The organism is Nocardioides sp. (assembly GCF_041600255.1).
Classification (GTDB): domain Bacteria; phylum Actinomycetota; class Actinomycetes; order Propionibacteriales; family Nocardioidaceae; genus Nocardioides.
Genome location: NZ_JBFIKK010000021.1, coordinates 1 through 22088 on the forward strand (window position 1 = coordinate 1; position 22088 = coordinate 22088).

Below are 22088 nucleotides of genomic sequence, written 5' to 3' on the forward strand. Positions count from 1 at the left end.
ACCGTGTTGAGGAAGAAGGCCAGCACGGTCGGGGCGGGGCCGTTGATCGTCATCGAGACGCTGGTGGAGGGCGAGACCAGGTCGAAGCCGTCGTAGAGCGCCTTCATGTCCTCGAGCGTGGCCACCGAGACCCCGGAGGTGCCGACCTTGCCGTAGACGTCGGGGCGGGGGTCGGGGTCGCGGCCGTAGAGCGTGACCGAGTCGAACGCCGTGGACAGCCGGGTGGCCTCGCCGTCGGCGGAGAGCAGCTTGAAGCGGCGGTTGGTGCGGAACGGGTCGCCCTCGCCGGCGAACATCCGGGCCGGGTCCTCGCCGTCGCGCTTGAAGACGAAGACGCCGGCGGTGTAGGGGAAGAAACCGGGCAGGTTCTCCCGGCGCCAGAAGCGGACCAGCTCGCCGTGGTCGGCGAAGCGCGGCAGGGCCACCCGGGGGATCTTGTTGCCGCTGAGCGACTCGCGGGTCAGCTTGGTGTGGATCTCCTTGTCGCGCACGACGACGACCTGCTCGTCGCCCGAGTAGGACTCCACCACCGCGGGCCACCGCTCGATCTGCTGGGCGACCTCGGCGGGCAGCGCGGCGCGCGCCTTCTCCAGCAGACGCTCGACGCCGTCGGTCGCGGCGCCCTCGTCGGCGAGCTCGGCGGAGACCAGTTCGAGGCGCTGGGTACGACGCGCGGCCTCGGCGAGCTCCTCGGTGCGGGCGTGGTAGCCGCGGACGGTCTCGGCGATCTCGGCCAGGTAGCGGACCCGGTCGGTCGGCACGATCTGGCGGATCCCCGAGGAGTGGCGGACGTCGACGCGGGGGAGCGTGCCCTCCGCGACCGGGAGGCCCTTCTCGGCGAGGAGCTCGCGCAGGTGCTGGTAGAGCGCGGTGACGCCGTCGTCGTTGAAGGTGGCCGCCGAGGTGCCGAAGACCGGCATGTCCTCGGGCCGCTGGCCGAACGCCTCGCGGTTGCGGACCAGCTGGCGGGCGACGTCGCGCATCGCGTCCTTGGCGCCGCGGCGCTCGAACTTGTTGATCGCCACGACGTCGGCGAAGTCGAGCATGTCGATCTTCTCCAGCTGCGAGGCCGCACCGAACTCGGGCGTCATCACGTACATGGCGGTGTCGACGAACGGCACGATCGCGGCGTCGCCCTGGCCGATGCCGGGGGTCTCCACGATGACGAGGTCGAAGCCGGCGGCCTTGACGACGTCGATGACGTCGGGCAGGTGGTCGGGCAGCTCGTGGGCGCCGCGGGTGGCGAGGCTGCGGAAGAAGGCGCGATCGCCGTCGAGGGAGTTCATCCGGATCCGGTCGCCGAGCAGCGCGCCGCCGCCGCGGCGACGGGTCGGGTCGACGGCGATCACCGCGACCCGGAGCTTGTCCTGCTGGTCGACGCGGAAGCGTCGTACCAGCTCGTCGGTGAGCGAGGACTTGCCGGAGCCGCCGGTGCCGGTGATGCCGAGGACGGGGGTGCCGCTGGCGGCACTGGCGGAGCGGACCTGGGTGAGCAGGTCGTCGGAGAGCTGGCCCTGCTCGGCGCCGGTGATGGCGCGGGCGACGGCGAGCCGGTCGCCGCTGAGCACGTCGTCGGCGCTGACCTGCTTGCGCTGCCAGAGGTCGAAGTCGCAGTCCTCGACGACGGAGTTGATCATCCCGACCAGGCCCATCCGCTGGCCGTCCTCGGGGGAGAAGATCGTCACGCCGCTCTCGCGCAGGCGGGTGATCTCGTCGTGCACGATGACGCCACCGCCGCCGCCCACGACCCGGATGTGGTCGGCGCCCTGGGCCCGCAGGGACTCGACGAGGTACTCGAAGTACTCGATGTGTCCGCCCTGGTACGACGAGACCGCGACACCCTGGACGTCCTCCTCGAGCGCGGCGTCGACGACCTCCTGGACGGAGCGGTTGTGACCGAGGTGGATGACCTCGGCGCCCTGGCTCTGGAAGATCCGCCGCATGATGTTGATCGAGGCGTCGTGGCCGTCGAAGAGGCTCGAGGCCGTCACCAGTCGGACGGGATGCGCGGGCTTGTGCAGCTCGGTCATGGGAGGCCTTCGCGGAGATAGTTGGACGTCCTACTAACCTGATGATAGGTGCTGGGGCGTGGATTGGAAACTGGCTGGGGGAGGTTCATCACGGTATGCAGACCAACCCGCGCTTCCCATGCTCTGCAGACCAAGGGAAGCGCGGGTTCGGCTGCATACCGTGATGAACCTGCGACTCCTGGGACTAACCGACGAAGTCGCCCGCGTTCGCCCGGAACGTCCGCAACAGGCCGGTCAGCCGGGCCATCTTGTCGGCGTCGATCCCCGGCTTGCCGAACACCTCGCGGTTCAACCCCTCGGTCGCCTGCTCGATCACCGACCGACCCAGCTCGGTGATCCCGGCGAGCACCAGCCGACGGTCGGAGTCATCGCGCCGCCGCTCGACGAACCCCTGCTTCTCCAACCGGTGGACCGCACTCGTCACGCTGGTCGGGTGCACCTGGAGCAGTGAGCCGATCCGGGTCATCGGCATCGCGCCGGCCGACGAGAACGACAGCAGCATCAGCACCTCGTACCGCGCGAACGTCAGGTCGAGCGGGCGCAGCACCGCGTCGATCCGCTCCATCAACAGCTGCTGGACCCGGGTGATCGAGGTGACGAAGGCCATCCCGTCGGCGGCGTCGCCCCAGCCGTGCCGGACCCACTGCTTGTGCGCCTCCCCGATCGGGTCGCGCTCCTTGCTGCTCACGGCACTCCTCGGCTGCGTCACGGCGGAATCCGTGGACGTCCTCAGAGTCTGGCACGGAATGACCGCGGCCTTCGCGGTGTTCAGCCGCCATGACCCATGACGACTCGGGCCGAGTGTCCCTCCTGCTCGGACTGCTCTTCGGCCTCGCCGGAATGGGGTCCTCCTCCGCCGCGATCGCCCTGCCCCTGATGGGCGCCGACCTCGGCGTCAGCGTCGGCGTCGCCGCCTGGACGATCAGCCTCTACGCCCTGATGCTGGCCGTCACCACCGCCGTCTACGGCCGGATCTCCGACCTGGTCGGGATCCGCCTGCCCCTGATGGTGGGCATCGGACTGATGGTCGGCGGCGCGCTCGTCGCAGCGCTCGCCCCGACGTACGGCGTCCTGCTCGTCGCCCGGCTGTTCCAGGGCGCGGGCGCTGCCGCGATCCCGACCCTCGGGGTGGCCGTCCTCTCCGCCCGCTACGAGGGCGCCGACCGTGGCCTGGCCTTCGGCCGACTCGCCGGCACCGCCGCGGCCATCAGCTGCCTCGGCCCGCTCGTCGGAGGCCTGGTCGAGCACGCCTTCGGCTGGCGCGCCGTGATGGCGCTGCCGATCCTGGGGGTCGCGGTGCTGCCGTTCCTGTGGAAGGCCCTGACCGCCGAGGGCACCGGCGCCAAGCTCGACATCCTCGGTGCCGTCCTCGTCGCCGGTACGGCGGCCGGGCTCGTGCTGGTGGTCCAGTCGCCCTCGACCGGCGTCCTCGTCGCCCTGGTCGGCGTCCTGCTCCTCGTGCTCGGTGCCCCCCTGGTCGCACTCCGGGTGCGGCACCGCCCGCACGGGTTCCTCCCGTTGACGGTGATCCGGAACCCGGCCGTGGTCCGCAGCGCGCTTGCTGCAGCTGCCGTACCGGCCGCCTGGTTCGCGCTGCTCATCGCCGTGCCGGCCGTCCTGGTGCGCCACGGCTGGGAGCCGTGGCAGGTGGGGCTGGCACTGGTGCCCAGCGCGGTGGTCGCGCTGTTCGTGCCCCGTTGGACCGGGCCGCTGCTGATCCGGATCGGTGCCCCGTCCTCGCTGGCCGTCTCCGGGGTCATCGCCTCCGTCGCGCTGCTCATCGCGGCTGCGGGAGCAGCCTGGATCTCGGCCCCCGTCCTCGTGCTCGCGGTCGTGCTGGTCACCATCGCCTTCGGCCTCGGCCAGCCGGCGCTCAGCGCCGCGGTCGGGGAGGCCGTCGAGGTCGACGTACGAGGGGTGGCCCTCGGCGTCGCCACGCTGCTCTTCCTGGTCGGCGGGAGCGTCGGCTCCGCGGTGGTGGGCGGGTTCGGCGACGTCGTCGGGATCGCCGTCAGCCTCGCGGGCCTGGCGGTGCTGCCCGTGCTGGGGCTGCTGGCCCTGGCGCCCCAACTGCGGCGCCCGGTCGCCGACGAGGTCGAGCAGACCGCCTGAGCGACCACCTCAGCGCAGCGCCTGCACCAGGTTCCCGATGTCGTCCACCGGGGCGTCGTACCCCGGGAAGTAGGCGCAGACGCGGTCGGCGACGTCACCGAACCGACGGCGGAGCTCGGCCGCGCACTCCTCGGGGGTGCCCCGCACAGCCAGCGTCTCGAGCATCGTGTCGTCGACCAGGGCGGCCATCGCCGCCACGTCGCCCCGCTTGGAGAGCGCGTTGAGCTCCGGCTGCAGCTCCCCCCACCCCTCCACGTCCAGCACCGGGCGGTAGGCCGGCGTCGAGGCGTAGAAGGCCAGCAGGGTCCGCACACCGGCAGAGGCCGCCGCGAGCTGCTCGTCGGTGACGCCCATCGCCACGATCGCCTGGGGGAGCAGGTCGAAGTCCGCACGGGACCGCCCGCTCCGACCCAGCCCGTCGGCCACGGCCGGCAGCGTGCGCTCCCGGAAGTGGCGGTGGCTGTGGAACGGCATCACCAGCAGTCCGTCCGCCACCTCAGCCGCGGTCCGTGTCATCACCGGTCCCAGGGCGCCCATCAGGACGGGCGGTACGCCGTACGGGCTGGGGCCGGGACGGAAGGTCGGCGGCATCAGCGTGTGCCGGGTGAACTCGCCGCGGACGTCGAGCGGCGTGCCGTCCTGCCAGGACTGCAGGATCGCCTTCACCGCCAGGACGATCTCCCGCATCCGGGCCGCCGGACGGTCCCACGTGCTGCCGTAGCGGTTCTCGATGTGGGGGCGGATCTGGGAGCCCAGACCGAGCCGGAACCGGCCCGACGACAGCAGTTGCAGGTCGTACGCCGCGTGGGCGAGGTGGAGGGGGCTGCGGGGCAGTGCGATGGCGACGTTCGTCATCAGGTCGGTCTCGACCGCCGCCGCTGCCTGGCAGAGCGGCAGGAAGACGTCGTGGGGCCCCTCGAACGTGAAGAGCCCGGCCACGCCGGTACCGGCGAGTTCCCGGGCGCGGGCGGCGGCGAGATCGGGACGGGCGTCCAACTGGACGTCGAGCAGCACTGGCGGCTCAGGCGTCCTGGGAGGAGGGCAGCCGGGAGCCGATCGGCGATCCCGTGCGATCGGCCACGACAGCCGTCAACGCGATCAGGATTCCCACGGTCATGGCCAGGTCGAGGACGAGGGCCAGACGGTGCTGGTGGAGGAACTCGTGGACGGCGTGGCTCTGTGCCATCAGCACCTGGACCAGGGACAGGGCGTAGACCGCCGAAATGGTCCCGGCGGTGGCTCCTCCGAGAGCGCCGAGTCGGGCCCAGGCTCCGGTGGACAGGCGCGAGAAGCAGTAGACCGCGACCGCCGCGTAGCCCGCCGTCCGAGCGAGTTGGAGCAGGAGTTGGAGGTAGGCGTCGACGTCGCTCGTCATGGCGCGAGCGTAGGCGAACTCGCCCACGAACGAGCAGGGAACAACGTAGGTTGGGGCCCATGTTGCGCCCTCGGATGCTCGGACCCGCCGTCGTTCTCGCGTTGTTCGTGCCATCCGCGGCAGGGCTGGCTGGGGGAGGGCTGTCCGCGGCGGGAGCGGACGGCGAGACCGGGGTTCGGTCGGCCGATCGGCTTGTCGCGGTTGCCCAGCCGATCGACACCTCGGACAGGGAGGCCGTCGCGAAGGCGTGGCGCACTCGCTGGGATGCGAACCTCTCCCAGAGCGCCGGGTGGACCGGCCGAGTGAAGGGGTGTCGCCCCGGGCGTGACTCGCGCAAGGCGAAGGCGGCGACCCTGGAGTCGGTCAACTTCGCGCGCGCCATGGCCGGGCTCGACCCGGTGCGCTTCTCGAGGAAGCTGTCTGCCCGGGCCCAGAAGGCGGCACTGATCATGGCCGCCAACCGGAGCCTGAGCCACTACCCCCCGAAGAGCTGGAAGTGCTGGACCCAAGTCGGGGCGGCGGCGGCCGGTCGGTCGAACCTGGCGCTCAGTTACCCGCGGATGACCGCCGGTGGGGCGATCAAGCTGTACATGGACGACCCGGGCGCGGGGAACACCGTGGTGGGGCACCGCCGGTGGGTGCTCAACCCGGACGCCGAGGTGATGGGCAGCGGGCTCACGTCCACCACCCACGCCCTGGACGTCTTCGGACCCCAGGACAAGACGAACGCGGACCCTGCCTGGGTGTCGTGGCCCACGCCGGGATGGTTCCCGGCGCCTCTCGAGCCGCGGGGCCGCTGGTCGTTGAGTTCGGGTGACGCCGACACGGATTTCTCCCGCGCCAGCGTGGTGGTCCGACGCGGCGCGAAGCGGCTGCCGGTCACGACGTACAAGCCGCAGAACGGGTACGCGGAGCCGACCCTGGTCTTCGACGTGGACGGGGTCAAGGCGCCCGGCACCTACCGGGTGACGGTCCGTCACATCCGGCACGCGGCGTCAGCGACCCGGAGCTACAAGGTGCGTTTGTTCCAGCCGTGATGGGGTGGGGATTCACTGGTTAACGTGTGAAACACGCACTTCACCCGGATAACTCCCCAGGTGAAGTGCGTGTTTTCTGGGTGCACTCCGGTCGAGTCGGTCAGATTCACTGGTTAACCAGTGATGTGCACAGCCCCCACAACGCCACCGACCCGCCCAAGCATCTCGGACGGGTCGGCGGGTGGAACGAACGAACTACTTGGACTTGCGGGCCCTCGAGGCGGTCTTCGCGCGCTCGTTGGCGTCCAGCACGACCTTGCGGATGCGCACCATGTCCGGGGTGACCTCGACGCACTCGTCGTCGCGGCAGAACTCCAGGCACTGCTCCAGCGACAGGCGCCGCGGCGGGATGAGCTTCTCGAAGTTGTCCGAGGTGGCGGACCGGATGTTGGTCTGCTGCTTCTCCTTGGTGATGTTCACGTCCATGTCGTCGGCACGCGAGTTCTCACCGACGATCATGCCCTCGTAGACCTCGGTCGTCGGCTCGACGAACATGATCCCGCGCTCCTGCAGGTTCGTCATCGCGTACGCCGTGGCCGCACCCTTGCGGTCCGCGACCAGCGAGCCGTTGACCCGCGAGCGGATCTCGCCGGCCCACGGCTCGTAGCCCTCGGAGATGCCGTGGGCGATGCCGGTGCCGCGGGTGTCGGTCAGGAACTCGGTGCGGAAGCCGATCAGGCCACGCGCCGGGACCATGAACTCCATCCGGACCCAGCCGGTGCCGTGGTTGGTCATCTGCTCCATCCGGCCCTTGCGGGTGGCGAGCAGCTCGGTGATCGCGCCGAGGTACTCCTCGGGGGCGTCGATGGTCAGGCGCTCGAACGGCTCGTGCAGCTTGCCGTCGATCTCCTTGGTGACCACCTGCGGCTTGCCGACGGTCAGCTCGAAGCCCTCGCGACGCATCTGCTCCACCAGGATCGCCAGCGCCAGCTCACCGCGGCCCTGCACCTCCCAGGCGTCGGGACGCTCGGTGGGCAGCACCCGGAGCGACACGTTGCCGATGAGCTCCTGGTCGAGGCGGTCCTTGACCAGGCGCGCGGTGACCTTCGAGCCCTTGACCCGGCCGACCAGCGGCGAGGTGTTGGTCCCGATCGTCATCGAGATCGCGGGCTCGTCCACGTGGATCAGTGGCAGGGCGACCGGGTTCTCGACGTCGGCCAGGGTCTCGCCGATGGTGATCTCGGGCATGCCGGCGACCGCCACGATGTCGCCGGGGCCGGCGGACTCGCCGGGCTTGCGCTCGAGGCCCTCGGTGATCAGCAGTTCGGTGATCTTGACGTTCTTGACCGAGCCGTCGCGGCGCATCCAGGCGACCTGCTGGCCCTTCTTCAGGGTGCCCTGGTGGACCCGGACCAGCGCCAGTCGACCGAGGAACGGCGAGGCGTCGAGGTTGGTCACGTGCGCCTGCAGCGGCGCGCCCTCGGTGTACGTCGGGGCGGGGATGGTGTCGAGGATCGTCTTGAACAGCGGCTCGAGGTCGGTGCCCTCGGGCATGGTGCCGTTCTCGGGGCGCTCCAGGCTGGCGATGCCGGCGCGGCCCGAGGCGTAGACGACCGGGAAGTCGAGGGCGTCCTGGCTGTGCGACTCGTCGAGCAGGTCCATGAACAGCTCGTAGGTCTCGTCCACGACCTCGGCGATCCGGGCGTCGCCACGGTCGGTCTTGTTGACCACGAGGATCACCGGCATGTCGGCGTTGAGCGCCTTGCGCAGCACGAACCGGGTCTGCGGCAGCGGACCCTCGGAGGCGTCGACGAGCAGGACGATGCCGTCCACCATCGACAGGCCGCGCTCCACCTCGCCACCGAAGTCGGCGTGGCCGGGGGTGTCGATGATGTTGATGACCATCGGCTTGCCGCCACCGGCAGGACCCTCGTAGTGCACCGCGGTGTTCTTGGCGAGGATCGTGATGCCCTTCTCGCGCTCGAGGTCGCCGGAGTCCATGACTCGCTCGGCGACGCTCTCGGCCTGGTGCTCGGTGAAGGCACCCGCCTGGCGAAGCATGGCATCGACGAGAGTCGTCTTGCCGTGGTCGACGTGCGCGACGATCGCGACGTTGCGCAGATCGCTGCGTTCAGTGTTTCCAGACATGGCGGAGCGGTGCTCACTTTCGGTGGGGAACTCAGCGCATCGTATCGGCGCACTCGCCGATTCCCCTCATCCTGCCTGCGGCCCCAGGACCGCCCCAGCCGCCCCTCAACCACCCCTCAGCCGCCCTCCAGCCGCCCTCCAGCCGCCCCACGAGCACCCCGATCGGGTCTTGTGAACCACCTGATCGTGACGTTGTCTGGAGCGATGACGTCTCGGTTCCTTCCTCCCTATCTCCTGCAGCAGGTGGCCGCTTCGCGAGCCGAAGCCGCCGACACCTGCCTCGCCACCCTGGCGATCGACGAGCGGCTGCGCGCCGAGCGGGCAGCCCGCGCACCGGCCCCGGGCTCGGTGGCCCCGGTCCCCGGTGAGCTGGCCGAGGCCGCCTGGACCGTGCACGACGCCCGCCGGGGCACGACGCTGCCGGGCGATCCGGTACGACGCCCGGGGGACGGCGAGTCCGGCGACGTCGCGGTCGACGAGGCGGCGTACGGGATCGGGGCCACCCTGGCCATGTTCGAGCAGGTCTACGGCCACACGTCGTACGACGGTGCCGGCGCGCCGGTGAGTCTGACGGTGCACTTCGGTCGCGACTACGCCAACGCGTTCTGGGACGGCACCCAGCTGGTCTTCGGTGACGGCGACGGCCGCGTCTTCGAACGGTTCACCAAGCCGGTCGACGTGCTGGGGCACGAGTTCGCCCACGCGTTCACCGAGTACAGCGCCGGCCTGATCTACCGGGGGCAGCCGGGTGCGCTGAACGAGTCGGTCTCCGACGTCTTCGCCGCCTGCCTCAAGCAGCGTCTCCTGGGACAGCGCGCCGAGGAGGGCGACTGGCTGATCGGGGAGGGGCTCTTCGTGCCCGGCATCAACGCCCGAGGGCTGCGCGACATGGCCGCCCCGGGCACGGCGTACGACGACCCGGTGCTGGGCAAGGACCCGCAGGGCGCTCACCTCGACGACTACATCGACACCACCGACGACAACGGCGGAGTGCACCTCAACTCGGGCATCCCCAACCGGGCCTTCCAGCTGGCGGCGACGGCGATCGGCGGGAGCGCCGCCGAGGGAGCCGGAGCGATCTGGTTCGCGACCCTGACCAACGGGTCCGTGCGACCCACCACCGACTTCGCCGGCTTCGCGGCGGCCACCGTGGCGGCCGCGGGCGTCCACGCCGGCGTCGTCCGCGACGCCTGGGCCGAGGTGGGGGTCGCGGTCGCGGCAGCGTCCGGGCGAGGCCAGCGTCGTGCCACCGGATCGGGGCCGGGGTCCGGGGCAGACGCCGAGGAGGCCGACCTGGTCGCGGTGCGCCGCAGTGGCGGGTTCGCCGGGATGGTCGTCGACGGTCAGGTCGACCTGCGCAGCGGTGACGAGCGGGCCGAGGAGCTGCGCGGCCTGGTGGAGCGGATCGACCTGCGCGCTGCCAAGCCGGGGATGCCGCACCCGGACATGTTCGTCTACGCGTTCACGTTGTGCGGCTCGCACCTCGTGGTGCCCGAACAGCACCTGACCGACGACCTGCGCCGCCTGGCCTCGCTCGTGCTCGAGCAGCGTTAGGACCCGGACCGGCCCTCGCGGGCGGTCGGCTCAGGCGAGTGCGCGGTCCAGCGCGGCCGAGACGTGCAGCTGGGTGGCGGGGAAGACCGGCAGCTCGCTGTCGGCCTGGTGCACGAGCAGCTCCAGCTCGGTGCAGCCCAGGATGACGCCGCCGGCGCCGGCGTCCCACAACTCCTCGATCAGCTCGACGATCGCACGCCGCGAGGTGTCGAGCACCTTGCCGTGCACGAGCTCGTCGTAGATGACCCGGTTGATCATCTCGTGGTGCCGTTCGTCGGGGACGAGGACCTCGAGACCGTGACCGGCGATCCGGTCGGTGAAGAAGGAGCGGGACATCGCGAACGTCGTGCCCAGGAAGGCGACCGAGCTCAGCCGCTGCTCGGTGCACGCCTGCGCCACGACGTCGGCCAGGTGCAGCAGCGGGATGTCGACGGCTGCCTCGACCTGCTCCGCGACCCGGTGGAAGGTCGTGGTGCACAGCATCAGGAAGTCCGCGCCGGCGCTCTCGACCCCGCGGGCGGCGCCCGCCAGGATCTCGGCGACGTCGTCCCATCGCTCCTGCTCCTGCAGGGCGGTGACCTCGGCGAAGTTCACCGACGCCATCACGCTCTTGGCCGAGGCCAGCCCGCCGAGGCGTTCCTCGACCCCGGTGTTGAGGCCCTGGTAGTAGACGGCGCTGCTCTCCCAGCTCATCCCGCCGATGAGTCCGATGGTCTGCATGGCCCGCAGTCTGCCACCAGTCCGGGCCCGGCGGGACGGTGCCCGCGGGGTCAGCCGGTGCGGTGCACCTTGTGCTGGGCCGCCTGGGCGCGCGGGCGGATCACCAGCTCGTCGATGTTCACGTGGCTGGGACGGGTGGCGATCCAGGCGATCGCGTCCGCGACGTCCTCGGCCACCAGCGGGTCGGGCACACCGGCGTACACCGCGTCCGCCTTCTCCCGGTCCCCGTCGAAGCGCACCAGGGAGAACTCGTCGGTGCGCACCATCCCCGGCGCGACCTCCGAGACCCGGATCGGTTCGCCGCAGAGCTCGAGGCGCAGGGTCTCGGTGACCACCTGGGTGCCGTGCTTGGCCGCGGTGTAGCCGCCGGCGCCTTCGTAGGCGATCCGGCCGGCCGTCGAGCCGACGTTCACGATCAGGCCGTCCCCACTGGCACGCAGGGCCGGCAGCAGGGCCTGGGTGACGTGCAGGACGCCGAGCACGTTCACCTCGTACATCGCCCGCCACTGATCCGGGTCGGCGGACTCCACGGGCGAGGAGCCGAAGGCGCCGCCGGCGTTGTTGACCAGCACGTGCAGATCCTCGCCGACCTCGTGGGCCAGCGCGAGCACGGAGTCGGACGAGGTGACGTCGCAGGTGACGGCCACCCCGTCGATCTCGGCGGCCAGCGCCTGGATCCGGTCCCGTCGGCGGGCGGCGCAGACGACCCGGAAGCCGGCTGCGGCGAGAGCCCGCGCGGTGGCCGCGCCGATCCCGCTGCTGGCTCCGGTCACGACGGCGGTACGGCGAGTGGTCATGGTCACGATTCTGCCGGGTCGAGGGTGGCGGGTCCGCTCTGGTGGCACACTCGGAGGTCGACGATCCCCCGCGTCCTGTGTCTGGAGTGTCATGTCCCTGCCCCTGTTCGCCCGCCTGACCGGTCTCGTCGGCGGCCTGCTCTGGCTGCTGCGACTCGTCCTGGACCTCGCCGGCACCCAGGCGGGGGAGGGCGTGCTGCGCCCGGCCGGGTTCGTCCTGCTCGGGCTGGCCCTGGCGGCGGCAGGCGCCCTGCTGGTGAGCAGCAGTGCCGCGTGGCTGCGCGTGATCGTGGCGGTCGCGTTCCCGCTGCTGGTCTGGTCGGTGCTGGAGGTGATCGCCCCGGCGACGGACGCCGTGCTGGTGCACGGCATCACCGGCGTGGTCGCCATCACGCTGGCGCTGCGTGGCGCCCGGCGGACGAGGTCGGCGCCCGCACGGTCGCGCCGGGTGCGGCACGCCGGAGCGCACGCCCGCTGAGCCGGCGTACGCCGCAGGTTTCGATGCCCGGGAATCATGGGCAGGTGTCCGGGGTTCTTGCTCTGGCGGAACATGTCGACGGAAGGGACCACGTGGAGGTCAACGGACGCCCCGCGAGGCAGCCGGTGAGGCGTCTGGCGATGATCAGCCTGCACACGTCCCCGCTCGACCAGCCCGGGGTCGGCGATGCCGGCGGCATGAACGTCTACGTCCTCGAGCTCTCCCGGCGTCTGGCCCTGCAGGGCATCGAGGTCGACATCTTCACCCGCGCCACGAGTTCCGCGCTGCCGCCGGTCGTGCAGGTGGCCGACGGGGTCCAGGTGCGCCACATCCACGCCGGGCCGTTCGAGGGGCTGACCAAGTCCGAGCTGCCCGGGCAACTGTGCGTCTTCGCCCGCGAGGTGCTGCGTGCCGAGGCCGGCGAGCCGGTCGGCCACTACGACGCCGTGCACTCGCACTACTGGCTCTCCGGTCAGGTGGGGGCGCTGGCCCGGGACCGGTGGGGCGTGCCGCTGGTGCACACCATGCACACGATGGCGATGGTCAAGAACGAGGCCCTCGCCGAGGGCGACGCCCCCGAGCCGGCCGCCCGGATCATCGGGGAGCAGCAGGTGGTCGAGGCGGCCGACATGCTGATCGCCAACACCGACATCGAGGCCAAGCAGCTCATCAACCTCTACGACGCCGACTCCTCCCGGGTGGAGGTCGTGCACCCCGGGGTGGACCTGTCGGTCTTCCGGCCCCTCGACCGGACCCAAGCGCGCCGTGAGCTCGGACTGCCGGTCGACGCGCACGTGCTGATGTTCGCGGGCCGGATCCAGCCCCTCAAGGCTCCCGACGTCCTGCTCCGCGCGGTCGCCGACCTGTTGCGCCGTACGCCGGAGCTGCGCACCAAGGTGGTCGTCCCGATCGTGGGCGGGCCCTCCGGGTCCGGCCTCGAGCACCCCGAGGCGCTCGACGTCCTCGCCCGTGAGCTGGGGATCCTGGACGTGGTCCGGTTCGTGCCACCGGTGGCCCAGTCCGAGCTGGCCACGTGGTACTCGGCGGCCACGCTGGTCGCCGTCCCGTCGTACAACGAGTCGTTCGGACTGGTCGCCGTCGAGGCGCAGGCGGCCGGCACCCCGGTGCTCGCAGCCGCCGTCGGTGGCCTGACCACGGTCGTTCGGGACGGTCACAGCGGGCTGCTGGTGGAGGGCCATGACCCGGTCGACTGGTCCGCGGCGTTGGAGCGTGTGATCAGCGACGCCGACCTGCGGGTCCGGCTGGAGGCCGGTGCCCTCGCCCACGCCCGTGAGTTCGCCTGGGAGCGTACGGCGAGTCGCACCCTCGAGGTCTACGAGCAGGCCCGCGCCGGCATGCGAGAGTCGGTCCCATGACCGACGCGCAGGCCCAGGTGGTGCGCGACCACCTCACCGCCAACGACATCGACTTCGACGAGAGCACCGACGGTGTCTTCTCCTTCTCGCTGCCCGGCGAGAAGAAGCTGCAGACCGCCGTCCGCCTGGACGTCGGCCCGCACGCCGTCGGGGTGCATGCCTTCGTCTGTCGCAAGCCCGACGAGAACCACGAACGCGTCTACCGCTGGCTGCTCGAGCGCAACCTGAAGACCTATGCGGTCTCCTTCGCCGTCGACCGGCTCGGTGACATCTACCTCGACGCCCGCCTGCCGCACGCCGTGCTCACCTCGGAGGAGCTGGACCGGCTGCTCGGCTCCGTGCTCACCACGGCCGACGAGTCCTTCAACGCGATCCTCGAGCTGGGCTTCGCCTCCTCGATCCGCAAGGAGTGGCAGTGGCGCAAGCTGCGCGGGGAGCCGACGGCCAACCTCGAGGCCTTCCGGGGCTGGCTCGAGGCCGAGGACGCCGAGGGGAAGCCCGCCGCCAACTGACGGGGGACGGTCGCTCAGGCGCTCCAGTGCTGGGCGTGCTGCCAGGGTCGGGAGAGCTCCTGGCGAGCCGAGGTGTTGCGGATCAGGGTGCTGGTGAACCGGTCGCCGGCGACCGGTCGCCCGAGGTGGTACCCCTGACCGTAGTGGTAGCCGACGGCGCGCAGCAGCTTCTGCTGCTCGGCGTTCTCGACCCCTTCGGCGAGCACCCGCACCGGCATCACCGAGAGCAGACGGGCCACGGCCGAGGCCATCGCGTAGTCGCGCACCGAGGTGGCGACACCCGAGATCAGTGAACGGTCGACCTTGACCGTGTCGACCGGAAGGTCGCGCAGGTAGGCGATCGAGGAGTAGCCGGTGCCGAAGTCGTCGATGCCGAGACCGACCCCGAGGTCGGTCAGTCGGTGCAGCGACTTCAGGGTGTCCGCGCGGCCGGTCATGGCGGTGGTCTCGGTGATCTCCAGGAGCAGCAGCTGCGGGGGCACGTCGTGCTCCCGCAACAGTGCCTCGACCTGGTCGACGTACCCGGGGACGCTCAGCTCCATCGGGGAGACGTTCACGTGCAGCCGGAACCCCGCCGGGACGATCGGCTTCCAGGCGCCGAGCTGTCGCACGGACATCTCCAGCACCTTCTGCCCGAGCCGACCGATCAGGCCGCTGCGTTCGGCGGTGCCGACCGTGCTCGAGGCCGTCTGGGGGCCACGCCCGGGGTGCTTCCAGCGCAGCAGCGCCTCCGCGCCGACGATCTCGCCGGTCTGCAGGTCGCGCAGCGGCTGGTAGTGGAGCCGGAGTTGGTGGGTGTCGGCGATCGCGACGGCGAGGTCGTTGATCAGGGTCATCCGGACGGGTGCGTCGTCCTCGGACCCCGGCTGGCACCAGTGCGTCGTGCCGGGACCCGCCGCACGTGCCTGGGTGAGCGCGGCTCGCGCCTGACGCGTCACCGACTCGAGGCTCTCGCCCGGGAAGCAGGCGCGGGCGCCGAGGGTCACCAGGGGCCACACCCGCTCGTCACCGATCTCGACCGGCGTGCGCAGGCGGTCGGCCAGCTCGGCGACGAGGTCCATCAGCGCGATCTCGTCACGGGCGGTGACGGCCAGCATCAGCCCGCCGGCCGACGTCGTGCTGACCAGGTGGGCCTGGGTTCCCATGCAGTGCACCTGGAGCTGCTGCTGCTGACCGACGAGTTCGAGCGCGTGCGGATCGGCCAGTTCGGCGATCTCGCTGGCGTTGTCGAGGGAGGTGGCGACCAGGGCGACCGAGAGTCCGGTGGCGTGGCTCGCAATGAGGAATGCGGTGTCTGCGCAGGAGATCGAGGTCTCCCCGCGCTCGTGACCCGCGGAGCCCGGCTCGGAACCGGCTGACGCGACGCCCGACATGAGACTTCCGTTCTTCTAGGAGGCCCCCACCTACGCCCCACGACTGTACGACGGATGTGTCCGGAGTGACGGGCGTGGCCTCGCCGGTCCAGACCAGTGGGGTCGACGCCTGCCGGGAAGCACCGCGCGCATAGGCCATGATCTTCCCGTGACCACCGACGGAGACCGACGACTTCCGGCCAGTGGGCGACGCCGAACGGTGACCGACGCCGAGGCCTCCCCGCATCTCGCCGAGCTCCCCCTGGCCGACCTGCGCACCTATCGCCAGCGGCTGCGGGACGAGGAGGAGAAGATCTCCTACTGGCGCCGACTGGTGCACGCCCGGATCGACCTGGTGCGAGCCGGCACGTTGAACGAGGGGCCGCTGAGCCTGAACGACCTGGTCCGGGTGCTCGGCGACACCGGCTCGGGAGAGGCGCGCTCACGGTTGGTCGGCGTGCGGGCCTCCGAGGCGCTCCCGGCCCTGCCGCAGCTCGACGAGGTGTGGAGCGTTCCGGACACCGAGGCCGACGTCGAGGGCGTGCTCTCGCGGCTCAGTGCCGCCGAGGAGCAGCTGACCCAGTACCGCCGAGCCCTGCACGAGCGGATCGACGAGGCGACCGGGGAGCTGATCGCCCGCTACCGCGACGACCCCACCGGGTCGCTCTCCGCCCTGACCAGCTGAGCTCAGCCGAGCCCGACCAGTCCCAGGTAGCCGGCAGCCAGGGGTGCTCCCGCGAACAGGCCGACGGCTGCGCCGACCAGCATGAACGGCCCGAACGGGATCGCCGTCCGCCGACCCGCGCGCCCGGTGGCCAGCAGGACGACCCCGGTGAGCGCCCCGAGCGCGAAGCCGGCTGCCAGGCCGACCGCCGAGGCGTCGAGCCCGACGGCACCGAGGACCAGTCCGAGCACGGGGGCGAGTGCCACGTCGCCCAGCCCCATCCCCCGACCCGAGGTCAGCAGCCAGATGCCGGCGTAGACCGCGAGCCACCCCGCGGCCCCGGCCAGCGCCGGCCACGCGGCGGCCCAGGCCGCACCCAGGGCGCTGCCCTCGGCCGCCAGCCCCAGCCACACCCAGTACGCGCCGAGGGCGGTCGCCGCGAGGACGGCGGCGACCCCGGTGACCGCGAACGGGAGGCGTTGATGGGCGAGGTCGATCAGGGCCAGCGCCACGCCGGCACCCGCCATCGCCAGGCAGGCCGCCAGGGTCGGTGTCAGCGGCAGCCGCAGCGCGATCAGCGCAAAGAGCAGGGCGGTGCCGGCCTCGACGGCCGGGTAGCGCGCGGAGATCGGGGCCGCGCAGTCCCGGCACCGACCGCGCAGCACCAGCCAGGAGACGACCGGGATGTTGTCTCGCTCCCGGACCGGATGGGCGCAGACCGGGCAGGCCGAGCCGGGGCGGACCACGGAGAGCCCGGCCGGCACCCGGTGCACGACGACGTTGAGGAACGACCCGACGGCCAGCCCCAGCGCCGCGACGGTCGCCACCACGATGGGTCCGGGCAGGAGGTCGCTCATCCGGTGGGCTCCGGGGCGAAGGAGCTTTCCAGCCGGTCGAGCTCATGCGGCTCCACCACGCTGCGGAGCACGGCTCGGGTGCGGGCGATCTCGTGGGGGAGCGGCTGGTCGCCCGCCGTCTGGTCCTGGTCGTGCAGGGCGACCGAGGCCAGCTGCCGACGCAGCTCCACCGAGGCGAGCGAGCGGTCGCCGTACAGCTGGGCGGACTCCAGGAGTACGGCGTCCAGCGCGGCGAGGTCGGAGCGCCGGGCGTCACTTCGCGCGGCCCGAGGGTCGCCCGCGGCCACCTCGGCGGCCCGGGCCATCAGGTCGGCGGCCCGGTCGCGCAGCTGGTTCGGGGTCGTCGTGGTGGTGATCGCGGTGCAGGTGTCGGAGCACGGAAGCTCGGAGACGTGGCGGAGGGAGGCGAACATCGGCGGGGCGGGCCAGCCGGGCTCGGAGTCCGAGACGAGGCCCAGCAGCTCGGTACGCGCGCGCCGAACGGCGTGGACCGGGGAGCGTCCGCTGATCGCCAGGACGCGCTCGGGCAGGTCGCGGCCGTGGTCGCCGATCAGCGGCCGGACCAGGCGCAGGTCGGCGGCCCACTGGGCCAGGGCCGCGTCCTCCGCGCGACCCAGGGCGGCGTACGAGCGCGAGAGCTCGGCGTACTCGACCCCCGGTGGGGGCGTACCACGATGGGTCGGGACGTGGGCGGTGGCCGGCTCGACGTCGTCGCTCGCGTCCCCGCCCGACGGGCGCTCGTCACCCTCTGCAGTGCTCCACCTCGCCGTCTCGAGCGGCTGGTGGGTCGGGGCCGGGACGCTCACGAGCGCCACCCGAGGGGCGCGCTCGTCATCGGCCCCCTGCCCGGCGTTCGGCACCACCACCGGCTCCTCCGGGAGCGTGAGGTCGCCCAGGTCGATCACCTCGGCCGTCCGCCGGGTCCGGAGCAGGACGAGTGCCCCTGCCGCCAGCAGCGCAGCCACGACCGCGACCAGGAGGACGACCTGAACGCCCTCCACCTGTGCGACGACGGCGACGGCCGGTCTCGATGCTGCATCGGTCACCTGGGGCCCCCTGCTGGATCGTGCTGTTCGTCGGGGGTGTCGGCACCGACCGGTGGTGGCTGAACCCCTCGGGCGGGGTCGGGCAGCGAGCCGCTGGAGGTCGGCGCGGACATCTCCCGCGCCGTGCGAGCGCCGACGCGCTCCCAGTGGTGGGCCCACTCGCGCAGACCGTCGAGGTCGACGGCCGGCCCGATCCAGAAGCCCTGCAGCACGTCGCAGCCGAGCGAGCGCAGCATCCGGGCCTCCGGGGTGTGCTCGACGCCCTCGGCCACCACGCGCATGCTGAGTCCGTGGGCGGCGTTCACCAGTGCCCGGACGAGTCGCTCGGCCTGGATGTCCTCGGTCACCGCACGCACGATCGTCGGGTGGATCTTGATCTCGCCCATCGCCGGGTTCTGCCACAGGGAGGTCAGGGAGGCGGCGGCGGCGCCGAACTCCTGGACGCTGACGGTGCAGCCCAGTCGGTGCAGGCCCGCGAAGAGCTCGGCCGCCTGCCGGCCGTGGTGGGTGGCGGACTCGGTGATCTCCAGGACCAGGTCGGAGCCGGGCACGCCGGCGTCGCCGAGCCGGCGCTCCAGGTCCCGGACGAAGTCGACCCCCAGCAGGCTCCGCGCCGTCATGTTGACCGCACAGCGGGCGCCCGGGGCGATCGCGGTCAGGTCAGCGTGGTCGCGCAGCAGCCGACCGAGGACGAAGGAGTTGATCCGTGCGGTGAGGCCGCAGCGCTCGGCCAGCGGCAGGAACTCGGACGGCGGCAGCAGCCCGCGCGTCGGGTGTCGCCAGCGGAGCATCGCCTCGAACCCGGTGACCGCGCCGGTGCGGCAGTCGATCTGGGGTTGGTAGTGCAGCAGGAACTGGTCGTCGTCCAGCCCGGCGGTGAGCCACTGCACCGCCTCGGCGTCGTGCTGGGGCCGGTCGCCCCGCCGGGTGTCGGCGGGCTGCCAGTGCCCCGAGGCCTGGGTCTTGGCCCGGTACATCGCGTCGTCGGCGATCCGGACCAGGTCCTCATGGGTCTGGGAGATCGACTCCCGCAGTGCGGTGCCGATGGAGGCGCGCACGGCCAGATCGAGGTCGTCGACCCGGATGGGGTCCTCGAGCGCCGCGTGCACCTCCTCCACGAACCGACGTGCCGCGGCGGCGTCGGCACGTGCGGCGAGGATCACGAACTCGTCCCCCCCGAGTCGTACGACGACGTCCTCGGGCGCACTGCAGGCCTGGAGTCGTCGGGCGGTCGCGGCCAGGACCTGGTCCCCGGCGTGGTGGCCCAGGGAGTCGTTGATGCCCTTGAAGTTGTCGAGGTCGATGAGCAGGCAGACGACCGTCGTCCGGCGCCGGGTACTGCGCTGGAGCAGTGCGGTGGCATCGGCGGCCAGGTGCTGGCGTGAGAGCAGGCCGGTGACCGGGTCGTGCGCGCGATCCTCGTCCGGGTGGGTGTTGCGGTGCCGGGTCCGTCGGATCGTGTCCACCGCCACGAGTGCAGCAAGACCGGCGATGCTCGGCCCCAGCAGGCCGGTGTCGATGAGCAGCTGGTCCACGCTGTGCAGGGCGGCCATCTCAGCCGGGCCCGGCAGCCGTGGCGGGGCCCAGGTCCGGGGCCGTGACGGGCGGGGCCACGAAGGTCTTGCCTGAGATCGACACCGTCAACGGGTCGGTGGGGCCGGCCCCGCTGATGTCCACGGTGGTGATCAGGAACGAGCGGTCCAGCTTCTCGAGGTGGCGCAGCAGAGCCTGGATCTGGCCGTCCCGCGCGGTGACGGTCAGGGTGACGGTCTGCTCGGCGAGTCGGGCGTCGGCCGGTGCGGGCGCCGGTTGCTCCGGGGATCCGGTCGCCCCGGTCACCGGCACCGGTGCGCTGGGACTGAGGGTGGTGATCGCCTTGGGGTTGATCCCCGCCTTGCGGGCAGCCGTCGTGACGCTGGTGAAGAAGCCCGGCTGGTCGGCCGTCGGGGGGAAGAGCACGGCCAAACGGTCCGCCTCGACCGTCAGTTCAGCGAGCCCGTCACGCTGGTCCTCGAGGGCTCGCAGTTCCGCGGCCATGCTCTCGTTCTGCTGCACCGCCTGGGCGGACTGGGCGTGCGCCCGCCCGAGGGAGCCCGTCACGGGTCCGAGCAGGAGCAGCCAGCCGAGGCCGGCGGTGACCAACAGGGCGAGCACACCGAGCGTGATGGTGGCGGTGGGGGTCCGGAGGTTCATGGTGTCTGCGTCCCGTCCGCCGGTAGGTCGTAGCGACCGCTGAACGCCTTCGGCGAGATCCCCACCGAGCCGGAGAAGGCGACGGGTTGGTCGTCGCTGGTGGTGGTGGTCGTGATGAAGGGCTCGACGAACAGGCCGGCCCTGCCCAGGGCCACGACGAGCCGTCCGACCGTTTCGCGGTCGACGGCCGTGCCGCTCAGGTTCAGGCAGCCGACGATCGGTTTGGTGGCGAAGGGGTCGGGCCCGGGGCACGTGGCCTGCAGTCCGCGGCTCGGGTTCTTCTCGCTCCCCGCCGCTCCGCCGGCCGCTCCCGCCGCCGCTCCCGCCGCCGAAGCCGGGACGCTGCCGGGCGTCCGGGGCGGCAGGGTCACCGACATCGTGTCGATGGCTGCGCCCGCGGGGGTGGCCTCGCGCAGTCCGGCGACGACCCGCGAGAAGGAGATCTCGCCGAACATCGTCTCGCGCACCGTCCGGTCCTGCGCCGCGACGGCCTCGACGTACGTCCTGACCGGGGCGAGTCCTTCGATCTGCTGGGCGAGTCCGGCGGCGACGGCCTGTTCGCCGCGAAGGTCCTGGTGTGCCTCGTAGAGCCGCAGGTGCTGGGTGATCGTGCCGAGACCGACGAGGGTGACCAGGGCCACCACCGCGACGACGAGTCGTCGACGGAGGCGGCGTACCCGCAGGTGCTCCAGCACCCAGTCGGAGAGCAGGTTGACCGACGCCTCGCCCGCGATCGCCTCGGTCTCCCGGGTACGCCGACGCTCGGGTCGGCTCACCACGAGCGTCATGACGCCAGGCCCAGGCAGAGACCGAGGGGGACGCTCATGCCCTGGCCCAGGGTCGGCCCGGCCGGGTCGGCCTGACCGGGGCCACGCGGGGTGAGCGCAGCGCCGGCGTCGAGCAGTCGAACCGGGATCCCCAACGTCGCCGCACACCGGTCCACGAGGCCGGGCATCAGCGCGCCTTGCCCGGTCAGGGTGGCCCGCGTCGGCGCGGTCTCGGGATCGCTCTGCGCGTGGAAGTCCAACGTGGTGCGCAGCTCGTCGAGCATCCGCCGGACGCCGTCCACCAGGACGGCCCCGTCGCGGTCGATCGGCCGCCCATCGGGCGTCTCCAGGACACCGGGGGTGCGCTTGAACTCCTCGGCCTCCGCCCAGCTGCATCCGGTCTGTTCGACCAGCGCGCGGGTCAGCAAGCCGCCACCGATGCCCGGCACCACCCGGACGAAGTGCGGGCGCCCGCGGGTGTGCACGGCCACGGAGACCTTGTCCACCCCGATGTCGATGACGGCCTCGGGCTCGGACTCCGCAGCCCCGCCGCGGGCGGCGCGCTGGGCGACCCGGACCAGGGCGAACGCCGCGAGGTCGGCCGCCACGGTCTGGAGCTTCGCCGCCTGCACGCAGCGGACCAGGTCGTCGACGGCGGTCCGTGCGGTGGCGACCAGCAGGATCCGGACGACGCGCCGCGGTTGCCCGTTCTCCCCGGGGACCTCGCCGTCGCCGAGCAGGACGTGATCGAGGTTGGCATCCTCGACGGCCACCGGGAGCAGGTCGCCGACCTGGTAGCGCAGCGAGCGGCGCAGGTCCGCGTCCGGCATCCAGTCCAGCTCGAGCTGGCGGACCAGCACGGATCCGCTGCTCACCCCGAGGCGGACCGAGCGGTTGGCGATCTTCGTCTCCGACCACAGCTGGCGCAGGGCCTCGGTGACGGCCGCCCGGTCCCGGACCAGCCCGCCCTCGACCGCCCCGGGCGGAAGGGCGACGCTGCCGGATCGGTGCACGCTCACCGACCGTCCCGAGCACTTCGCCTCGACGGCGCGGATCTCGGCGCTGCCGATGTCGAGTCCGACGACGGTGCGCGGCATGCCTTCGGTCCTTCCGTGGTCGGCGTGAGGGCG

Annotated in this window: 21 protein-coding genes; 7 read left to right on the forward strand and 14 right to left on the reverse strand. The window is 72.0% G+C overall.

What is annotated here, in order from left to right:
* Together ABZE72_RS04350 and ABZE72_RS04355 are read right to left on the reverse strand one after the other, a co-directional pair.
* The coding region (locus ABZE72_RS04350) for a methylmalonyl-CoA mutase family protein (RefSeq protein WP_372727794.1) at nt 1-2030 on the reverse strand (2030 nt) is incomplete at its 3' end.
* A 184-nt stretch (nt 2031-2214) separates the two neighbouring features.
* Nucleotides 2215-2718 (reverse strand): MarR family winged helix-turn-helix transcriptional regulator, encoded by a 504-nt coding sequence (locus tag ABZE72_RS04355; RefSeq protein ID WP_372727795.1) that lies wholly within the window; start codon nt 2716-2718, stop codon nt 2215-2217.
* Nucleotides 2719-2831: 113 nt separating this feature from the next.
* Between ABZE72_RS04355 and ABZE72_RS04360 the strand changes: the two genes are divergently transcribed.
* A complete protein-coding gene (locus ABZE72_RS04360; RefSeq protein ID WP_372727796.1) occupies nt 2832-4142 on the forward strand; it encodes an MFS transporter in 1311 nt (436 codons plus the stop codon).
* A 9-nt stretch (nt 4143-4151) separates the two neighbouring features.
* On the opposite strand, the gene ABZE72_RS04365 is transcribed toward ABZE72_RS04360, so the two are convergent.
* Both ABZE72_RS04365 and ABZE72_RS04370 read right to left on the reverse strand, forming a co-directional pair.
* On the reverse strand, nt 4152-5156 hold the full coding sequence (locus ABZE72_RS04365) for a TIGR03617 family F420-dependent LLM class oxidoreductase (protein WP_372727797.1): 1005 nt from the start codon (nt 5154-5156) through the stop codon (nt 4152-4154).
* 7 nt (nt 5157-5163) lie between these two features.
* Nucleotides 5164-5517, reverse strand: coding sequence for a hypothetical protein (locus ABZE72_RS04370; RefSeq protein ID WP_372727798.1), 354 nt, complete (start codon nt 5515-5517; stop codon nt 5164-5166).
* 302 nt (nt 5518-5819) lie between these two features.
* On the opposite strand from ABZE72_RS04370, the gene ABZE72_RS04375 reads away from it, so the two are divergent.
* Nucleotides 5820-6554 carry a CAP domain-containing protein gene (locus tag ABZE72_RS04375; RefSeq protein WP_372727799.1) on the forward strand — a complete coding sequence of 245 codons (735 nt, stop codon included), beginning with the start codon at nt 5820-5822 and terminating at the stop codon, nt 6552-6554.
* Nucleotides 6555-6749: 195 nt separating this feature from the next.
* On the opposite strand, the gene typA is transcribed toward ABZE72_RS04375, so the two are convergent.
* Nucleotides 6750-8642 (reverse strand): translational GTPase TypA, encoded by a 1893-nt coding sequence (typA, locus tag ABZE72_RS04380; protein WP_372727800.1) that lies wholly within the window; start codon nt 8640-8642, stop codon nt 6750-6752.
* Nucleotides 8643-8846: 204 nt separating this feature from the next.
* Between typA and ABZE72_RS04385 the strand changes: the two genes are divergently transcribed.
* Entirely contained in the window at nt 8847-10196 is a 1350-nt protein-coding gene (locus ABZE72_RS04385; protein ID WP_372727801.1) for a protealysin inhibitor emfourin, read from the forward strand.
* A gap of 30 nt (nt 10197-10226) precedes the next feature.
* Here ABZE72_RS04385 and ABZE72_RS04390 read toward each other — a convergent pair whose 3' ends face one another.
* Both ABZE72_RS04390 and ABZE72_RS04395 read right to left on the reverse strand, forming a co-directional pair.
* The gene (locus ABZE72_RS04390; protein ID WP_372727802.1) at nt 10227-10916 is read right to left on the reverse strand and encodes an aspartate/glutamate racemase family protein; all 690 of its coding nucleotides are present in this window, start codon (nt 10914-10916) and stop codon (nt 10227-10229) included.
* Nucleotides 10917-10966: 50 nt separating this feature from the next.
* The gene (locus ABZE72_RS04395; RefSeq protein ID WP_372727803.1) at nt 10967-11713 is read right to left on the reverse strand and encodes an SDR family oxidoreductase; all 747 of its coding nucleotides are present in this window, start codon (nt 11711-11713) and stop codon (nt 10967-10969) included.
* 91 nt (nt 11714-11804) lie between these two features.
* Here ABZE72_RS04395 and ABZE72_RS04400 point away from each other — a divergent pair, with 91 nt between their 5' ends.
* The 3 genes from ABZE72_RS04400 (at nt 11805) to ABZE72_RS04410 (ending at nt 14079) form a co-directional block, all read left to right on the forward strand.
* Nucleotides 11805-12191 (forward strand): hypothetical protein, encoded by a 387-nt coding sequence (locus tag ABZE72_RS04400; protein ID WP_372727804.1) that lies wholly within the window; start codon nt 11805-11807, stop codon nt 12189-12191.
* Between the two features lie 140 nt (nt 12192-12331).
* Nucleotides 12332-13567 carry a D-inositol-3-phosphate glycosyltransferase gene (gene mshA / locus ABZE72_RS04405; RefSeq protein ID WP_372727805.1) on the forward strand — a complete coding sequence of 412 codons (1236 nt, stop codon included), beginning with the start codon at nt 12332-12334 and terminating at the stop codon, nt 13565-13567.
* Nucleotides 13564-14079 carry a YbjN domain-containing protein gene (locus ABZE72_RS04410; RefSeq protein ID WP_372727806.1) on the forward strand — a complete coding sequence of 172 codons (516 nt, stop codon included), beginning with the start codon at nt 13564-13566 and terminating at the stop codon, nt 14077-14079. The genes mshA and ABZE72_RS04410 overlap by 4 nt, the downstream gene beginning before the upstream one ends.
* Nucleotides 14080-14093: 14 nt before the next feature.
* Here ABZE72_RS04410 and ABZE72_RS04415 read toward each other — a convergent pair whose 3' ends face one another.
* Nucleotides 14094-15452, reverse strand: a complete 1359-nt coding sequence (locus ABZE72_RS04415; protein WP_372727807.1) for a putative bifunctional diguanylate cyclase/phosphodiesterase — start codon at nt 15450-15452, stop codon at nt 14094-14096.
* Between the two features lie 148 nt (nt 15453-15600).
* Between ABZE72_RS04415 and ABZE72_RS04420 the strand changes: the two genes are divergently transcribed.
* Nucleotides 15601-16116: a hypothetical protein gene (locus tag ABZE72_RS04420; RefSeq protein WP_372727808.1), complete on the forward strand. Its 516-nt coding sequence runs from the start codon at nt 15601-15603 to the stop codon at nt 16114-16116.
* Nucleotides 16117-16118: 2 nt separating this feature from the next.
* On the opposite strand, the gene ABZE72_RS04425 is transcribed toward ABZE72_RS04420, so the two are convergent.
* Genes ABZE72_RS04425 through pilM form a run of 6 tightly spaced genes read right to left on the reverse strand, consistent with a single transcriptional unit; the run spans nt 16119 to nt 22055 of the window.
* Entirely contained in the window at nt 16119-16952 is an 834-nt protein-coding gene (locus ABZE72_RS04425) for an A24 family peptidase (protein ID WP_372727809.1), read from the reverse strand.
* Nucleotides 16949-17998 (reverse strand): hypothetical protein, encoded by a 1050-nt coding sequence (locus ABZE72_RS04430; RefSeq protein WP_372727810.1) that lies wholly within the window; start codon nt 17996-17998, stop codon nt 16949-16951. Before ABZE72_RS04430 ends, ABZE72_RS04425 begins: the two co-directional genes overlap by 4 nt.
* The gene (locus tag ABZE72_RS04435) at nt 17995-19533 is read right to left on the reverse strand and encodes a putative bifunctional diguanylate cyclase/phosphodiesterase (RefSeq protein ID WP_372727811.1); all 1539 of its coding nucleotides are present in this window, start codon (nt 19531-19533) and stop codon (nt 17995-17997) included. The genes ABZE72_RS04430 and ABZE72_RS04435 overlap by 4 nt, the downstream gene beginning before the upstream one ends.
* Before the next feature lie 19 nt (nt 19534-19552).
* A complete protein-coding gene (locus ABZE72_RS04440; RefSeq protein WP_372727812.1) occupies nt 19553-20191 on the reverse strand; it encodes a hypothetical protein in 639 nt (212 codons plus the stop codon).
* Nucleotides 20188-20979 carry a hypothetical protein gene (locus ABZE72_RS04445; protein ID WP_372727813.1) on the reverse strand — a complete coding sequence of 264 codons (792 nt, stop codon included), beginning with the start codon at nt 20977-20979 and terminating at the stop codon, nt 20188-20190. Before ABZE72_RS04445 ends, ABZE72_RS04440 begins: the two co-directional genes overlap by 4 nt.
* On the reverse strand, nt 20976-22055 hold the full coding sequence (gene pilM, locus ABZE72_RS04450) for a type IV pilus assembly protein PilM (protein ID WP_372727814.1): 1080 nt from the start codon (nt 22053-22055) through the stop codon (nt 20976-20978). The genes ABZE72_RS04445 and pilM overlap by 4 nt, the downstream gene beginning before the upstream one ends.
* Nucleotides 22056-22088 lie beyond the last annotated feature (33 nt).

Bases quoted from the DNA above. Each gene is read 5' to 3' on its own strand.
- ABZE72_RS04370 (WP_372727798.1), bottom strand. From the start codon at position 5,517: ATGACGAGCGACGTCGACGCCTACCTCCAACTCCTGCTCCAACTCGCT.
- ABZE72_RS04440 (WP_372727812.1), bottom strand. From the start codon at position 20,191: ATGAACCTCCGGACCCCCACCGCCACCATCACGCTCGGTGTGCTCGCC.
- ABZE72_RS04395 (WP_372727803.1), bottom strand. From the start codon at position 11,713: ATGACCACTCGCCGTACCGCCGTCGTGACCGGAGCCAGCAGCGGGATC.
- ABZE72_RS04410 (WP_372727806.1), top strand. From the start codon at position 13,564: ATGACCGACGCGCAGGCCCAGGTGGTGCGCGACCACCTCACCGCCAAC.
- ABZE72_RS04390 (WP_372727802.1), bottom strand. From the start codon at position 10,916: ATGCAGACCATCGGACTCATCGGCGGGATGAGCTGGGAGAGCAGCGCC.
- ABZE72_RS04385 (WP_372727801.1), top strand. From the start codon at position 8,847: ATGACGTCTCGGTTCCTTCCTCCCTATCTCCTGCAGCAGGTGGCCGCT.
- ABZE72_RS04445 (WP_372727813.1), bottom strand. From the start codon at position 20,979: ATGACGCTCGTGGTGAGCCGACCCGAGCGTCGGCGTACCCGGGAGACC.
- typA (WP_372727800.1), bottom strand. From the start codon at position 8,642: ATGTCTGGAAACACTGAACGCAGCGATCTGCGCAACGTCGCGATCGTC.
- ABZE72_RS04400 (WP_372727804.1), top strand. From the start codon at position 11,805: ATGTCCCTGCCCCTGTTCGCCCGCCTGACCGGTCTCGTCGGCGGCCTG.
- ABZE72_RS04415 (WP_372727807.1), bottom strand. From the start codon at position 15,452: ATGTCGGGCGTCGCGTCAGCCGGTTCCGAGCCGGGCTCCGCGGGTCAC.
- ABZE72_RS04425 (WP_372727809.1), bottom strand. From the start codon at position 16,952: ATGAGCGACCTCCTGCCCGGACCCATCGTGGTGGCGACCGTCGCGGCG.
- pilM (WP_372727814.1), bottom strand. From the start codon at position 22,055: ATGCCGCGCACCGTCGTCGGACTCGACATCGGCAGCGCCGAGATCCGC.
- mshA (WP_372727805.1), top strand. From the start codon at position 12,332: ATGATCAGCCTGCACACGTCCCCGCTCGACCAGCCCGGGGTCGGCGAT.